This window comes from Burkholderia sp. NLJ2 (assembly GCF_049487195.1).
GTDB lineage: Bacteria > Pseudomonadota > Gammaproteobacteria > Burkholderiales > Burkholderiaceae > Burkholderia > Burkholderia pyrrocinia.
The window spans coordinates 2873015-2887435 of the sequence record NZ_CP137808.1; the positions used below are offsets into that span (position 1 = coordinate 2873015).

13 protein-coding genes are annotated in these 14421 nt (G+C 70.6%); 7 read left to right on the forward strand and 6 right to left on the reverse strand.

Going from position 1 to position 14421, the window contains the following annotated elements:
* Positions 1-129: 129 nt before the first annotated feature.
* Together R9B84_RS13245 and R9B84_RS13250 are read left to right on the forward strand one after the other, a co-directional pair.
* Positions 130-1140 carry a HoxN/HupN/NixA family nickel/cobalt transporter gene (locus tag R9B84_RS13245; protein WP_423758278.1) on the forward strand — a complete coding sequence of 337 codons (1011 nt, stop codon included), beginning with the start codon at positions 130-132 and terminating at the stop codon, positions 1138-1140.
* Between the two features lie 289 nt (positions 1141-1429).
* Complete coding sequence (locus R9B84_RS13250; protein ID WP_423759999.1) at positions 1430-3337, forward strand: hypothetical protein; 1908 nt, start codon at positions 1430-1432, stop codon at positions 3335-3337.
* A gap of 27 nt (positions 3338-3364) precedes the next feature.
* Here R9B84_RS13250 and R9B84_RS13255 read toward each other — a convergent pair whose 3' ends face one another.
* Positions 3365-4210, reverse strand: coding sequence for an aldo/keto reductase (locus tag R9B84_RS13255; protein WP_423758279.1), 846 nt, complete (start codon positions 4208-4210; stop codon positions 3365-3367).
* Positions 4211-4376: 166 nt separating this feature from the next.
* On the opposite strand from R9B84_RS13255, the gene R9B84_RS13260 reads away from it, so the two are divergent.
* Positions 4377-5123 (forward strand): GntR family transcriptional regulator, encoded by a 747-nt coding sequence (locus R9B84_RS13260; RefSeq protein WP_047898842.1) that lies wholly within the window; start codon positions 4377-4379, stop codon positions 5121-5123.
* Between the two features lie 21 nt (positions 5124-5144).
* Here R9B84_RS13260 and R9B84_RS13265 read toward each other — a convergent pair whose 3' ends face one another.
* Complete coding sequence (locus R9B84_RS13265; RefSeq protein WP_423758280.1) at positions 5145-6536, reverse strand: CoA transferase; 1392 nt, start codon at positions 6534-6536, stop codon at positions 5145-5147.
* Positions 6537-6684: 148 nt separating this feature from the next.
* Here R9B84_RS13265 and R9B84_RS13270 point away from each other — a divergent pair, with 148 nt between their 5' ends.
* Positions 6685-7917, forward strand: coding sequence for a citrate/2-methylcitrate synthase (locus R9B84_RS13270; RefSeq protein WP_423758281.1), 1233 nt, complete (start codon positions 6685-6687; stop codon positions 7915-7917).
* On the opposite strand, the gene R9B84_RS13275 is transcribed toward R9B84_RS13270, so the two are convergent.
* Positions 7890-8213: a DUF2917 domain-containing protein gene (locus R9B84_RS13275; RefSeq protein WP_423758282.1), complete on the reverse strand. Its 324-nt coding sequence runs from the start codon at positions 8211-8213 to the stop codon at positions 7890-7892. The two genes, R9B84_RS13270 and R9B84_RS13275, sit on opposite strands and share 28 nt — an antisense overlap.
* 218 nt (positions 8214-8431) lie before the next feature.
* On the opposite strand from R9B84_RS13275, the gene mdtD reads away from it, so the two are divergent.
* Together mdtD and R9B84_RS13285 are read left to right on the forward strand one after the other, a co-directional pair.
* On the forward strand, positions 8432-9868 hold the full coding sequence (mdtD, locus tag R9B84_RS13280; protein WP_423758283.1) for a multidrug transporter subunit MdtD: 1437 nt from the start codon (positions 8432-8434) through the stop codon (positions 9866-9868).
* 192 nt (positions 9869-10060) lie between these two features.
* Entirely contained in the window at positions 10061-11335 is a 1275-nt protein-coding gene (locus R9B84_RS13285; RefSeq protein ID WP_423758284.1) for an EAL domain-containing protein, read from the forward strand.
* Between the two features lie 19 nt (positions 11336-11354).
* On the opposite strand, the gene R9B84_RS13290 is transcribed toward R9B84_RS13285, so the two are convergent.
* From R9B84_RS13290 to R9B84_RS13300, 3 genes are all read right to left on the reverse strand, one after another.
* Complete coding sequence (locus R9B84_RS13290; RefSeq protein WP_423758285.1) at positions 11355-11957, reverse strand: class I SAM-dependent methyltransferase; 603 nt, start codon at positions 11955-11957, stop codon at positions 11355-11357.
* Between the two features lie 105 nt (positions 11958-12062).
* Positions 12063-13109, reverse strand: coding sequence for a 2-dehydropantoate 2-reductase (locus R9B84_RS13295; protein WP_423758286.1), 1047 nt, complete (start codon positions 13107-13109; stop codon positions 12063-12065).
* Positions 13102-13626: a DUF962 domain-containing protein gene (locus R9B84_RS13300; protein ID WP_423758287.1), complete on the reverse strand. Its 525-nt coding sequence runs from the start codon at positions 13624-13626 to the stop codon at positions 13102-13104. Before R9B84_RS13300 ends, R9B84_RS13295 begins: the two co-directional genes overlap by 8 nt.
* 81 nt (positions 13627-13707) lie before the next feature.
* Here R9B84_RS13300 and R9B84_RS13305 point away from each other — a divergent pair, with 81 nt between their 5' ends.
* Positions 13708-14415, forward strand: a complete 708-nt coding sequence (locus tag R9B84_RS13305) for a Crp/Fnr family transcriptional regulator (RefSeq protein ID WP_423758288.1) — start codon at positions 13708-13710, stop codon at positions 14413-14415.
* The last annotated feature ends 6 nt before the right edge of the window (positions 14416-14421 follow it).

Genomic DNA, 14421 nt, shown 5'->3' on the forward strand with positions numbered 1-14421 from the left:
CAGGCCCGTCCGGTTCCGGACGGGCTTTTTTTCGTCCGATGCGGACCGCTCGCGGCTTTTCGATCGGCACGCCACGCGCTTTTTTCGCATGCCACAATGCATCGCGATTCGTCAGATGGAACCGTCCCGATGCCGCCCACCCCTGCCCTGCGCCGCCTGCTGACCCTCTACGCCGGCCTGATCGCCGCGAACGTCGCCGTCTGGCTGTGGGCGCTCGCAGTGCTGCGCGACCATCCGCTGCTGCTCGGCACCGCGGCGATCGCGTACGGGCTCGGGCTGCGTCATGCGGTCGACGCCGATCACATCGCGGCGATCGACGTCGCGACGCGCAAGCTGATGCAGGACGGCCAGCGCCCGGTGAGCGTCGGGCTGTTCTTCTCGCTCGGCCATTCGACGATCGTGATCGCCGCGACGCTCGGCATCGCGCTGACCGCGTTCGCGCTGCGCGACCGGTTCGATGCGTTCCGCGAGATCGGCGGCACGATCGGCACGGCGGTGTCGGCGACCTTCCTGCTCGTGCTCGCGTGCGTGAACCTGATGATCCTGCGCGACGTGTGGCGTCGCTATCGCGGCACGCCGGAGCACGCGCACGGCACCGCGCATGTGCACCGCCCGGCCGGACTCGTGTCGCGGCTGCTGCGCCCGCTGTTCCGGTTCGTGTCGAAGAGCTGGCACATGTATCCGGTCGGCGTGCTGTTCGGGCTAGGTTTCGATACTGCAACCGAAATCGGCCTGCTCGCGATTGCCGCCGCACAGGCGAGCCAGGGGTTGCCGGTCTATACGGTCATGCTGTTTCCCGCGTTGTTCACCGCCGGCATGACGCTGATCGACTCGACCGACAACGTGCTGATGATTCATGCGTACGGCTGGGCCATGGACGATCCTCAGCGCAAGCTGCTCTACAACGCGAGCATCACGTTCGTGTCGGCGGCCGTCGCGCTTGCGATCGGCGGGATCGAGGCGGCGGGCCTGCTCGCCGACAAGCTGGCGCTGACGGGCCCCGTGCGCGACGCGCTCGATGCGCTCGGCGAACGCTTCGGCTCGATCGGCTACGGCATCGTCGCGCTGTTCCTCGTCTGCTGGATCGCATCGATCCTGTTCCACCGCTGGCAGCGCGCGGCCGACGCGCCGGCGCGCTGAGCATCGCTCAGACGTTTCAATTCGGAAACAAAACTCCCCCAACAACGCTTCACGCGCCGTCGCATGCATGCGCGCGCCTTGTGCCACGGGCGTAAGCGGCCGGTGGCACGAATCTCGCTGATAGGGCTTCGCACGGCGGGCCCGCGTGCCGATCCGCGTTCGCGGCTGGCTTCAAGCGCCGGCCCGAAGGCGATCGGCCGTCGATAGGACAACGAATCTTTTCTGGCCCCCTGCTCCACACGTGAATAGTCGCGCGGCGGCGAGGCATCGCGCGCATGGGGAGGCCATGATGCTTAAGAAAAAACAGCCGTTCCGCGCGGCGGGACGGTGCTATCGCGCGACCTTGATGGCCGCGGCCGCGTTTGCGTGCTGCTGCTCGTATGCCGTCGCGCAGAACGCAACACCTGATTCCCCGCCCGACGCGATTGCCAACGCGGACACCGTCATGACGCTGGTCGAGGACGCTTCGTCCTGCGCAGCCAATCCGGCTGCGTGCGCGGTGCATGTCTATGCCGGCGGTGGAGTTGGCGGTAAAGGTGCCGGCGCGAGCGGCAGTGGCGGCAACCCCGGCAGCGGGAGTGGCAGCGGTAGCGGCGGAAATAACGGGAGCGGCGCTGTCGGGCCTGCTGGTGTCGGCGGAGCAACAGGCGCAACGTCCGGCGGTACGAGCGGCACGGGCCGAGGAGGTAATTCGTCCGGCAACGGCGGCTCCGGTGATGGCACTTCGGGTGGCGGTACCTCGGGCGGCGGCACTTCGGGTGGCGGTACCTCGGGCGGCGGTACTTCGGGTGGCGGTACTTCGGGTGGCGGTACTTCGGGTGGCGGCACTTCGGGTGGCGGCACTTCGGGTGGCGGTACTTCGGGTGGCGGCACTTCGGGTGGCGGCACTTCGGGTGGCGGCACTTCGGGTGGCGGTACCTCGGGTGGCGGTACCTCGGGTGGCGGTACCTCGGGTGGCGGTACCTCGGGTGGCGGTACCTCGGGTGGCGGTACTTCGGGTGGCGGTACCTCGGGTGGCGGTACCTCGGGTGGCGGTACCTCGGGTGGCGGTACCTCGGGTGGCGGTACCTCGGGTGGCGGAGGCCATGGTGGCCATGGCGGCGGTGACGGCGGCGATGACGGCGGTGGTCACGGCAACGGTGGTAGTGGCCATGGCGGCGATGACGGCGGCGGCCACGGCAACGGCGGTGGTGGCCATGGCGGCAATGACGGCGGCGGCCACGGCAACGGTGGTGGTGGCCATGGCGGCGATGACGGCAGCGGCCACGGCAACGGTGGTGGCGGCCATGGCGGCAATGACGGCGGCGGCCACGGCAACGGTGGTGGTGGCCATGGCGGCAATGACGGCGGCGGCCACGGCAACGGTGGTCACGGCAATGGCGGCGATGACGGCGGCGGCCACGGCAACGGTGGTGGTGGCCATGGCGGCAATGACGGCGGCGGCCACGGCAACGGTGGTCACGGCAATGGCGGTGGCAGCGGCAATGGCGGCTCGGGCAACGGCGGCGGTAACGGCAGTGGTGCCGGCGGCAACGGTGGCCACGGCAATGGCGGTGGCAGCGGCAATGGTGGCTCGGGTAACGGCGGCGGTAATGGCAGTGGTGCCGGCGGCAATGGTGGCCACGGCAATGGCGGTGGCAGCGGCAATGGCGGCGCGGGTAACGGCGGCGGTAACGGCAGTGGTGCCGGCGGCAATGGTGGCCAAGGCAACGGTGGCGGCAACGGCAATGGCGGCGCGGGGAACGGCGGTGGTAACGGCAGTGGCGCCGGCGGCAACGGTGGCCACGGCAATGGCGGCGGCAGCGGCAACGGCGGCTCGGGCAACGGCGGCGGGAACGGCAGTGGTGCCGGCGGCAGCGGTGGCCACGGCAATGGCGGCGGCAACGGTGGTCACGGCAACGGCGGCGGCAACGGCAATGGAGGCGCGGGCAACGGCGGCGGTAACGGCAGTGGCGCCGGCGGCAACGGCGGCAACGGCAATGGCGGCGGCAACGGCAACGGAGGCGCGGGCAACGGCGGCGGTAACGGCAGTGGCGCCGGCGGCAACGGCGGCAACGGTGGCCACGGCAATGGCGGCGGCAACGGCAATGGCAACGGCAGTGGTGGCGCCGGCAATGGCGGTGCCAACGGTGTCGGCACTGGCAACGGCAATGGCGGCGGTCACGGCAACGGCGGATCGTCCGGAGGCAACCACTGACCGGAAGCGTTGCCCGGCCGGGTATCGTCAGAGCATCTCGAGCGCGCGCTTGCTGCGCGGCGCACGGAAGTACGCGTCAAGCTGCGCGCGCTCGTCATCGCTCAACACGAAATCGAGCGCGGCACGGTTGTCGCGCACATGTTCGATCCGCGACGCCTTCGGGATCGCGAATACACCCGGCTGCGCGAGCACCCATGCCAGCGCGACGCGCATCACCGATACGCCGCGCTGCCGTGCAACCTCGTCGAGCGGCGAGCGCTTCGGCAGCCGCCCGTGATCGACCGGGCTGTACGCCATCACCGGCATCCGGTGTTCGGCGAGCCACGGCAGCAGGTCGAATTCCGGGCCGCGCCGCGCGATGTTGTAGAGGATCTGGTTGGTCGCGCACGCGCCGCCGCCCGCCTCGTCGACGAGTTCGGCCATGTCGGCCGTATCGAAGTTGCTCACGCCCCAGTGACGGATCTTGCCCGCGCGTCGCAACACCTCGAAGCCCTCGACCGTCTCCTCGAGCGGCACCGAGCCGCGCCAGTGCAGCAGGTACAGATCGAGCCGATCGGTACGCAGGCGCTTGAGGCTCGCATCGCACGCGGCGACGACGCCGCGCCGGCTCGCATGATGCGGGTAGACCTTGCTGACCAGGAACACGTCGTCGCGCAGGCCGGTGAGCGCCTCGCCGACGAGCGACTCGGTCGCGCCTTCGCCGTACATCTCGGCCGTGTCGACCAGCGTCATCCCGAGTTCGACGCCTTCGCGCAGCGCGGCGATCTCGTCCGCGCGGCGGGCCGGCCGCTCGCCCATTTCCCACGTGCCCTGGCCGAGCTTCGGAATCGTCTCGCCGTCCGGCAGGACGACCGTGGCGATCGTGTCTGTCATGCGCTCCTCGTTGCGGATTCGTGGCCGCGCACCGCGGCCGAAGCATGGAATACGACGCATCAGTGTAGTCAATCGGCGCAACACCGGCCTATTGCACGGCAAAAACCGGCTATAACGGCGCCGCATGATGACTTAGAATGGCCGCAACCTGATCGATACCCATTCCATGAAGTCACCCACGGACGACCGCTGGCAGGACCTGCGCCCCGACCCCGACAACGACACGCCGCTCTACCTGCAACTCGCCCGCAAGCTCGGCGACGCAATCCACGACAATCGCTGGACGGCCGGCGAGGCGCTGCCGTCCGAGCGCGTACTGTCCGATGCGCTCGGCGTGTCGCGCATCACCGCGCGCAAGGCAATCGCGCTGCTCGTCGAGCAGGGTTTGATCCGCCGCACGCAGGGCGCGGGCAACTTCATCCAGCCGCGCTACGAGGATCCGCTGTCGCGGCTGTCGAGCTTCAGCGAAATGCTCGAGCGCCGCGGCTTCAAGCCGAGCTCGCAATGGATCGCACGCGAGATCCAGCCCGCGAACCGCGACGAGGTGATCCAGCTCGGGCTGTCGCCCGCCGCATCGGTTACGCGCCTGAAACGTCTGCGCCTCGCCGACGGCATCGTGATGGCCGTCGAGAACTCGACGTTCCCCGCGACGCTGATTCCCGATCCGCAGGCGATCGGCGGTTCGCTGTACAGCTATCTCGAAGCGCGCGGCACGCCGATCGTGCGCGCGCTGCAGCATTTCCGCGCGGTCAACGCGACCGACGAGATCGCCGAGCAGATGGGCATCGCTCCGCACGACGCGCTGCTGCTGATCACGCGGATCGGCTATACGTCGGACCAGCGTGCGATCGAGCTGACCGATACCTACTGCCGCAACGACTACTACGACTTCGTCGTCGAGCTGCGCAAGTAACGCAAGCCGCGCCGCCGGCGCTCACAACCAGCGCGCGTCGTCGGTGCCGAGCGGCACGGGCGGCCGCGCGAACGACGGCGGCGTCGCCGACAACCGCTCGGCCGGCCGCACAGCGTCGATCGTGCCGAACGGCGACGCGATGCGGTCGATCCGGTCGCGCACGTCGGCAGCCGCGAGATCGGGCGCCTGCAGGCCGTCCGGCACGGCGCCGAACGACTGCAGCCAGCGCCCCGTCTGCGCGAGCGACAGCCGCACGTGCCAGCTCCCTCCTTCGCGCGCCCGCCGCGCGAGCGCGATCATCGCGCCGAACGCCGCCAGATAACCCGTCGCATGATCGAGCGCCTGGCATGGCAAATGGCGCGGCTTGTCCGCGTGCGCGGCCTGCTGCTCCTGCCAAGCGATCCCGCTCGCCGACTGCACGAGACTATCGAAGCCGCGCCGCGTCGCCCACGGCCCCGCGTGCCCGTACGCGGACACCGACACGCAGACGATGCCGGGCCGCAGTTCCGCCAGCGCTTGCGGCGCGAAGCCGCGTGCCGCAAGCGCGCCGGGCCGGTACGACTGCACGAACACATCCGCGTCGCGCGCGAGCGCGTGCAGCATATCGACGCCTGCGTCGTCGCGCAGGTCGATCCATGTCGAACGCTTGCCGCGCCCGTTGTCGATCACGAGCGGTGCGATGTTAGGCAGGTGCGGGCCGTTGACGAGCAGCGTCTGCGCACCGTGCGACGCCAGCGTGCGGCCCGCGACCGGCCCCGCGATGATGCGCGTGAGATCGAGCACGCGCACGCCCGCGAGCGGCTGGCCGGCCTCGCCGCGGCCGATCGGCTCGACCGGCGCGTCGCCGATCCGCTCGATCTCGAACAGCGGCAGCGACGCAATCGCATGCGCCTGCTCGTGTGCCGCCCATTCATCAGGTGTTCTGATCAATGCCGCGCACAGGCCAGCCTCGGCCAGCGCGGTATCGAGTGCCGCACCGTCCCACGTGCGGATCGCCGCGGCGACGTCGGCCGGCTGCGCGCCGCAACCGAGCACGTCGAGGATCCCGTGCAGGTGATGCGGGAAGTTCGCGTGCAACTGGATCCAGCGCCCGTCGCGCGTCTCGAAGAAGCCCGTCACCGGATGACGCAACTCCGGCGGCGGACCGTCGTCCACGCGCAGGTAGCGTTCGCTGCGGAACGCGACGAGCGCGTCGCGCACCGACACGTCGACGGATTGCGCGACGCCCGTGCGAAGCCGGTAGCATTCGGCCGCCGCGAGCCCGGCGGCCGCGATCGTTGCCGCGGCGAGCGTGCCGATAGGAAACGTCGACGGCAGCGTCGGGTCCTGCCCCGTCACGGTCGCGCGGGCCAGCGCGCCGCGGTCACCGTGAGCGAGTTGCCACAGATGCGTCAATGCGAGTTCGGGTGTCATGGTGAAGTGAGCGCCTCAGCGTCGTAGGGGAGACGAAATCGAGTCTAGAATTCGCGACGGGCGCGATCAATCTTGATTGCACGAATCAATACATAACGAATAGTTGTAGCGGGGCCGCGCTTCATGCGTCCCGCCAGGAGCGACCGGCATGACATCCCTCAGCGCGCAGGAAGCCGCCGGCACCCTCGGTGTCAGCGTGAGCACGCTCTATGCGTATGTGAGCCGCGGGCTGCTGCGCTCGCTGCCCGATGGCGCAACCAAGCGCCGCCGCTACGACGCGGACGAGGTGCGCCTGCTCGCGCGCCGCCGCGCCGACGCGAAACGCGCGGGCGGCGTCGCCGAGCGGTCGCTCGACTGGGGCGTGCCGGTGCTGGAATCGCGGATCACGCAGATCGCCGACGGCAGCCTGCGCTACCGCGGCGCCGATGCGATCGCGCTTGCCGACGAGGCGACGCTGGAGCAGGCGGCCGCGAGGCTCTGGGACTGCCCGCCCGCGCGGCTTGCTGCCGCATCGCTCGCGTCGTCCGGTTTCGACGCCGCGCAGTGGGACGACTGGGCGCGTCGCTGGGCGCATCTCGCGCCGCTCGAACGCACGCTGGTACTGCTGCCGGCCGCGGCCGCGTCGCTGCCGCGCCTGTGGGCGCTGGGGCGCGACGCGCAGCTCGATTCGGCCGCGCTGCTGCTGCGCGTCGCGACGGCCGCGCTCGCCGGCGTCGCGCCGGGCGACGCGCCCGTGCACCGGCAGCTCGCTGCCGCGTGGCGCGTGCGACGGCGCGACGAAGCCGACCTGCTGCGCCGCGCACTCGTGCTGTGCGCCGATCACGAACTGAATCCGTCGACCTTTGCGGTGCGCTGCATCGCGTCGACCGGCACCCACCTGTTCGGCGCGATCGCCGGCGGGCTCGCGGCGCTGTCCGGGCCGCGCCACGGCGGCGAGACGTTCCGCGCGGGCACGCTGCTCGACGAAGCGGCCCGCGCCGCCGACCTCGATCGCTTCCTCGCGCTGCGGCTGGCGCACGACGAACGCGCGGACGGCGGCCGCACTGCCCTGTCCGGCTTCGCGCACCCGCTCTATCCCGACGGCGACCCGCGCGCGCTGGCGCTGCTCGACGCACTGCACGCGGCCGTGCCCGACCGCCCGGCGCTGCAGATGGCGCGCGCGCTCGCCGCCCGCGTCGAAGCGGCAACGGGCCTGCGGCCGGCGATCGATTTCGCGCTCGCGGTGCTGGAGCGCACGCTCGCGCTACCGGACGGCGCGGCGTTCACGCTGTTCGCAGCCGGCCGCACGGCCGGCTGGATCGCGCACGCGCTCGAGCAATACGCGGACGGCAAGCTGATCCGGCCCCGGGCGCGCTACGTCGGCAACGACGCAACCGCGTGACGCCGGCCGTCGCGCCACGCGACGAGCGGCCGCCACCACGCGTGCACGGCGCGCACGGCCGGCACCGCGAGCGGACCGAACGCGAAGGTCGCGCCGTGCGGCCCCGCGCTGACCCACACGCGCATGCCGGGCATCAACGTCAGCGAATCGCCGGCGCCGAGCCAGTGGTCGTCGGGCCGGCCCTCGACAGTCACCCAGGCGTCGCCTTCGGCCACCTCGAGCACGGTGCGATCGACGATCCGCCACCGTCCGGCCGGCTCGTCACCGTCCATCACGTAGAGTCGCAGTTCGCGCATGGCAGCCTCCTGGTCGCACGGGTTCGATGGCTCCAGTATTTCGGACAGTGGCAGCACACGGACAGATACGGCGACAGACACTTTCGGCTGAACTGTACTGGTCCGCCGACGGGGACGGGCATCCGCCGGCCGGACTTCGCATTGCGCCTGCACCGAACCTGCACTGCGCAGCGGCTTTCCCTACAATGTCGGCTGTCCCGCGCCACCGCCCCGCCTTCATGTTCCAACGCCCGCCCGCCGCCGCTCCCGGCGAAAAGAACCTCACCGTGATGCTCTGGCTCGTTGCGACGGGCTTCTTCATGCAGACGCTCGATGCGACGATCGTCAACACGGCGCTGCCGTCGATGGCCGCGAGCCTCGGCGAGTCGCCACTGCGGATGCAGTCGGTCGTGATCGCATACTCGCTGACGATGGCGGTGATGATCCCCGTGTCGGGCTGGCTCGCCGATACGTTCGGCACGCGGCGCGTGTTCTTCAGCGCGATCCTGGTGTTCTCGCTCGGTTCGCTGCTGTGCGCGAACGCGCATACGCTGACGCAGCTCGTCGCGTTCCGCGTCGTGCAGGGGGTCGGCGGCGCGATGCTGCTGCCGGTCGGGCGGCTCGCGGTGCTGCGCACGTTTCCGGCCGAACGCTACCTGTCCGCGCTGTCGTTCGTCGCGATTCCCGGCCTGATCGGCCCGCTGATCGGGCCGACGCTCGGCGGCTGGCTCGTGAAGATCGCGTCGTGGCACTGGATCTTCCTGATCAACGTGCCGGTCGGCGTCGCGGGCTGCATCGCGACCTTCTATTCGATGCCCGATTCGCGCAACCCGGCCGTCGGCCGCTTCGACATGAAGGGCTATCTGCTGCTGACGATCGGCATGGTCGCGATTTCGCTGTCGCTCGACGGGCTCGCCGATCTCGGCATGCAGCACGCAGCCGTGCTCGTGCTGCTGATCCTGAGCCTTGCGTGCTTCGTCGCGTACGGGCTGTACGCAGTGCGCGCGCCGCAGCCGATCTTCTCGCTCGAACTGTTCAGGATCCACACGTTCAGCGTCGGGCTGCTCGGCAACCTGTTCGCGCGGATCGGCAGCGGCGCGATGCCGTACCTGATCCCGCTGCTGCTGCAGGTGAGCCTCGGCTACTCGGCGTTCGAGGCCGGGCTGATGATGCTGCCGGTCGCGGCGGCCGGGATGTTCTCGAAGCGGATCATCACGCGCCTGATCACGCAGCACGGCTATCGCAAGGTGCTGCTCGCGAACACGATCATGGTCGGCGTGATGATGGCGAGCTTCGCGCTGATGCGCGACACGGTGCCCGTCTGGGTGAAGGTCGTGCACCTCGCGCTGTTCGGCGGCTTCAACTCGATGCAGTTCACCGCGATGAACACGCTGACGCTGAAGGATCTCGGCACCGGCGGCGCGAGCAGCGGCAACAGCCTGTTCTCGCTCGTGCAGATGCTGTCGATGAGCCTCGGCGTCACGGTCGCCGGCGCGTTGCTCGCGACGTTCACCGGCATGCTGCGCACCGTCACGCCGAGCAACACGCTGCCCGCGTTCCATGCGACGTTCATCTGCGTCGGGATCATCACGGCGGCGTCCGCATGGATCTTCGCGCAGCTCGCACCCGAGATCCGCAGCACCGCGCGCAAGACCGACCCATCCGAGCGCGCGTGACGCGCGGCGCGCGCCGTTTCGGGCGCCGCACCGCCATCGCGCGCACCATTGCGGTGCAGCCGGCCCCTGCGAAATGCGCCGCGATGCCCCATTCTCCGGCCGCGACGGGCCGCCGCACGGGGCGCGATGCCGTGCATGCTTCTTGCTCGCCTATTCTCTAGGTAAACTGGCAGTCCTCCTTCGGCCGACATCATGAGCATGATCGAAATCGATCCCCCCGGCTTTCAGCCGCCCCGCCCCGTCGCCGGCGACGACGGGAACCGGCGCACCGTGCTGTACGGCGGCTACACCGTGTTCAGCGTGTTCCAGCCCGTTTTCTCGGTGTCGCACCGCCGCGCGATCGGCTATCACGCCTCGCTGCGCGCGCACGACGAGGAAAGCCGCCAGGTGGCGTCGCACGAGGTGTTCACGCAGGCGGCACGGCGCGGCGACCTGCTCGAACTCGGCCGGCTCGCCGAATCGCTGCATCTGGGCAACTTCCACGCGTTCGACAGTCACGACGAATGGCTCTTCCTGAGCCTGCATCCGGCCGCGCTGATGGACACCATCTACGGCGACGCGCTGCTCGCGAACCTGAAGGCGCTCGGACTGCCGCCGCACCGCGTGGTGCTCGAGGTGCCCGAGCAGGCGGGCGGCGAGACGCCGCGCTACGCGGCGATCGTCGACGGGCTGCGCAAGGCCGGCTTCCTGATCGCGCTCGGCGGGTTCGGCGCAAAGCATTCGAACATCGACCGCGTGTGGCACCTGCATCCGGACATCGTCACGCTCGACCGCGGCATCCTTGCGCAGGCGAGCGAGCACTCGCATCTCGAACGCGTGCTGCCGGGGCTCGTGTCGCTGCTGCACGAATCCGGCCAGCTCGTGCTGATGGGCGGGCTGTCGACCGAGCGCGACGCAATGATCGCGCTCGAGTGCAACGTCGATTTCGTGCAGGGCCAGTATTTCGCGGGGCCAAGCGTCGACCCGGTGCAACCGCAGGCCGCCGCGGGCTGCATGGATACGCTGTCGGCCGCGCTGCGGCTGCGCGTCGCGCAACGCGAGCGCAAGCAGGCGGAACGGCTCGCGCCGTATGTCGCAGCGCTCGAGGAAGCGAGCCAGAAGCTCGGCGCGGGCGCATCGCTCACCGACGCGGCCGCCGCCGTGCTCGGGCTGCCCGAGACCGCGCGCTGCTTCCTGCTCGACGCATCGGGGCGCCAGATCGGCGACAACGTGCTCGCGCGCGGCAGCGTGTCGCAGCGCGCCAAGCGCTTCCGGCCGCTGCTGCATTCCGAGGGTGCGAGCTGGGAGCGCCGCCCGTACTTCATCGACGCGATGCGCGCGCCGGGCCGCGTGCATCTGACGCCGCCCTACCTGTCGATCAACGAGGCGCACCTGTGCGTGACCGCGTCGGTCGCCGCGCCCGCCGCGGCGGGCATGCAGGTGCTGTGCGTCGACATCAACTGGGAAGCGGCGCTCAACCGCGAATGAACGCGACGGCGCGCCGCCTTCACGCGGCGGCGGCCTTGCGCACGATCAGCCGGTGCACGCGCTTGCCGGACGACGCGCTGACGACTTCATGCTCGTCGATCACGTTCATGCCGGCGCCGAGCGCCGCATGCATCCGCGCGGAGTCGAGCGGCGTATAGAGGCGGCCGCGCTCGTCGCGCAGCGCGCCGTTTCCGGCCACCCGCCAGCTCAGGTACAACGTGCCGCCCGGCATCAGGAGATCGGCCAGTCGCGCGGCGGCGGCGGCCGCGTCCGCCTGTTCGAGGTGCATGACGACCGTCTCGCACAGCACGTTGCGAAACGCGCCGGACGGCACGCCGGCCAGCGCCGGCAGCGCAGCCAGTTCGAAGCTCAGGTCGGGATGGCGCCGCCGCGCTTCGTCGAGCAGCGCGGCGCTTGCGTCGTAGCCGCGCACGTCGAAGCCGCGCGCAGCGAGCCAGGCCGTATCGCGCCCTGCTCCGCAGCCGACGTCGGCGGTCGGCCCCGGCGAGAAATGCTGTTCGAGCAGCGCATACATGTCGTCGGGCGCGGCCTGGTCGAGCCAGTCCTGCGCATATTGCGCGGCATGGGCATCGTAGGCGTCGAGAGTCGGGCGATCGACCATGGTGATTGCTCCGCATAGGCGTCGTGTGACGCACTCCGCATCTTAGCCGTTGCGCCCCGCCTGTGGCATCGCGTACAACCCGTGCAACGATCGCGCAAAGCCGGCCTACGCGGCCCGCGCGGCACCCGTGCGCGGCGCCTGCGCGGTCAGCTCGGCCCACAGCGCGTCGCCGCGCCACGCCGGACGGGCCGCAGCGCTTTCCGCGTCATGGACGAGCGCGCACAGTCGCGCGTTGACAGGCGCCTGCGCGCCGAAGCGTGCGGCCAGCCGCACGATCTCGCCGTTGATCCACTCGACTTCCGTCGCACGGCGCGCCGCGAGATCGTCGGACATCGACGAACGCGCGAGCGGATCGATCGCGAGCATCCGGCCGCCGAGCACGCGGAAAGCCGCATCGGGCAGATCGAGCACGGCGGGGATCCACGCGGCCGGCAACGGCGTCAGCCGCGCGGGGCGGATCGCGGCACGCACGAGCCAGTGCAGCGCTTCGCGCTGGGCCAGTGCGACGCAGCGGCGATAGGCGCGTTGCGCGAGTTCGTCGCGCAGCGGCAGGTTCGCCAGCGCATTGACCGCGTTGTTCAGGTTGAGCAGCAGCTTCGCCCATTGCACGGCCGGCATGTCGCGATGCAGCGCGAGCGGCAGCCCGGCACGCGCGAATACGCCGGTGAAAGGCTCCAGCGCGGGCGACGCATCGGCCGCGAGCGCGCCGGCCGAACCCTGGTGAAACGCGCCGGGCCCGCGCTCGATCACGTTGAACGGCACCATCCCGGCCAGCACGGTCGCTTGCGGCAGCGCGTCGCGCAGCACGTCGGCATTGTGCAGGCCGTTCTGGAAACTGATCACGACCGTGCCGGGCCGCAGCACGCCGGCGAGCTGCGCCGCGGCGGCGCGCGTCGCAGCCGACTTCACCGCGACGAGCACGAGCCGCGCGGTGGCCGCGGCGGCCGGATCGGTCGCGAACGCGACATCGGCCGGCGCGAGCGCCGCGCGATAGCCGTGCTGGTCGGTCAGCGTGAGCCCGTGCAGGCGAATCGCGTCGCCGATCCGCGCGCGGCCGACGAGCGTCACTGGCGCGCCGGCTGCCGCGAGCCGGCCGCCGAGATAGCAGCCGACGGCGCCCGCGCCCACCACGCAGACCGGCGCGTCAGACATGCGAGTGCGCGCCGCCGTGCACGGGCCCGGCCCGCCGCTCGACTTCGCGCCGCACGTCGCCGCGCAGCCCCGCGAAGAACGCGACCTCGGCGACGACGAACAGCGGCCCGACCATCAGGCCGACCAGGTCGTCGACGAACGCGGGCTTGCGCCCTTCGAACCAGTGCCCGACGAACTGCACGATCCAGCCGACGACGAACGCGCCGATGCCGATCGCGAGCCATTGCGCGGTCGGCAGCAGCGCGAGCGCCTGCGCGGCCCACAGGCCGAGCGCGAACAGCGCGGTCATCACGATCCCGAACCGCAGGTCGAGACGCAGGTAGAACGCCGCGAACGCGACGGCGAGCAGCAGTGCCGGCGACAGCGCGATGCCGGCCAGCATCGCGATGGCCGGCCGCGACAGCAGCACCTCGACCGCAAACACGATCATCGGGATGCCGACCAGATGCGTCGCGATGTTGCGCGCGTCGCGATGGTAGGCCGCATACTGGGAAAGATGGTCTTCGAGCGTCTTCATCGCGTCTCCTGGTCGGTCGTTGAGCGCTATGATGCGCGTCACGCCCGAGAACCTCTGTCAGCTACCCGACATCGCGTGCCCATGCCTTCGTCGCTCGCCCCCTACCTGCCGCGGATCGAAGCGAACCCGTGGTTCGCCGCGCTGCCGTCCGCGTTGCGCGCGGACCTGCTCGGCCATGCAGCGCTGCGCCGCCTGCCGGCCGGCCACGCGCTGTTCCGGCGCGGCGACCCGCCGTGCGGGCTGTACGCGGTACTGGCCGGTTCACTCACGATAGGTGCGGTCGACCCGCAGGGCAAGGAAGCGCTGCTGACGGTCGCCGAGCCCGTCACGTGGTTCGGCGAAATCGCGCTGTTCGACGGCCAGCCGCGCACGCACGACGCGATCGCGCTCGACGACGCACTGCTGCTGCACGTCCCCCAGGCCGCGCTGCTCGCGATTCTCGACGCGACGCCGCAATACTGGCGGCAGTTCGCGCTGCTGATGGCGCAAAAGCTGCGCCTGAGCTTCCTGACCGTCGAATCGATGAGCGTGATGCCGGCCGCGCAGCGGCTCGCCGCGCGCTTGCTGATGATCGCCGAAGGTTATGGCGGCATCAGCGCCGGACGCACGCGCGTGCGGCTGTCGCAGGAAACGCTCGCGTCGATGCTGTCGCTGACGCGGCAGACCACCAACCAGTTGCTGAAAGCGCTGCAGGCCGACGGCGTCGTACGGCTGCATGTCGGCGAGATCGAACTCGTCGACATCGACGCGCTGCGCCGCGCGAGCGGGCTGGGTGACGGTACGCACTGAACGCCG

What these genes read in the sequence shown, in the direction of transcription:
- R9B84_RS13245 (WP_423758278.1), top strand. Translation starts at nt 130, where the DNA reads ATGCCGCCCACCCCTGCCCTGCGCCGCCTGCTGACCCTCTACGCCGGC.
- R9B84_RS13250 (WP_423759999.1), top strand. Translation starts at nt 1,430, where the DNA reads ATGCTTAAGAAAAAACAGCCGTTCCGCGCGGCGGGACGGTGCTATCGC.
- R9B84_RS13255 (WP_423758279.1), bottom strand. Translation starts at nt 4,210, where the DNA reads ATGACAGACACGATCGCCACGGTCGTCCTGCCGGACGGCGAGACGATT.
- R9B84_RS13260 (WP_047898842.1), top strand. Translation starts at nt 4,377, where the DNA reads ATGAAGTCACCCACGGACGACCGCTGGCAGGACCTGCGCCCCGACCCC.
- R9B84_RS13265 (WP_423758280.1), bottom strand. Translation starts at nt 6,536, where the DNA reads ATGACACCCGAACTCGCATTGACGCATCTGTGGCAACTCGCTCACGGT.
- R9B84_RS13270 (WP_423758281.1), top strand. Translation starts at nt 6,685, where the DNA reads ATGACATCCCTCAGCGCGCAGGAAGCCGCCGGCACCCTCGGTGTCAGC.
- R9B84_RS13275 (WP_423758282.1), bottom strand. Translation starts at nt 8,213, where the DNA reads ATGCGCGAACTGCGACTCTACGTGATGGACGGTGACGAGCCGGCCGGA.
- mdtD (WP_423758283.1), top strand. Translation starts at nt 8,432, where the DNA reads ATGTTCCAACGCCCGCCCGCCGCCGCTCCCGGCGAAAAGAACCTCACC.
- R9B84_RS13285 (WP_423758284.1), top strand. Translation starts at nt 10,061, where the DNA reads ATGAGCATGATCGAAATCGATCCCCCCGGCTTTCAGCCGCCCCGCCCC.
- R9B84_RS13290 (WP_423758285.1), bottom strand. Translation starts at nt 11,957, where the DNA reads ATGGTCGATCGCCCGACTCTCGACGCCTACGATGCCCATGCCGCGCAA.
- R9B84_RS13295 (WP_423758286.1), bottom strand. Translation starts at nt 13,109, where the DNA reads ATGTCTGACGCGCCGGTCTGCGTGGTGGGCGCGGGCGCCGTCGGCTGC.
- R9B84_RS13300 (WP_423758287.1), bottom strand. Translation starts at nt 13,626, where the DNA reads ATGAAGACGCTCGAAGACCATCTTTCCCAGTATGCGGCCTACCATCGC.
- R9B84_RS13305 (WP_423758288.1), top strand. Translation starts at nt 13,708, where the DNA reads ATGCCTTCGTCGCTCGCCCCCTACCTGCCGCGGATCGAAGCGAACCCG.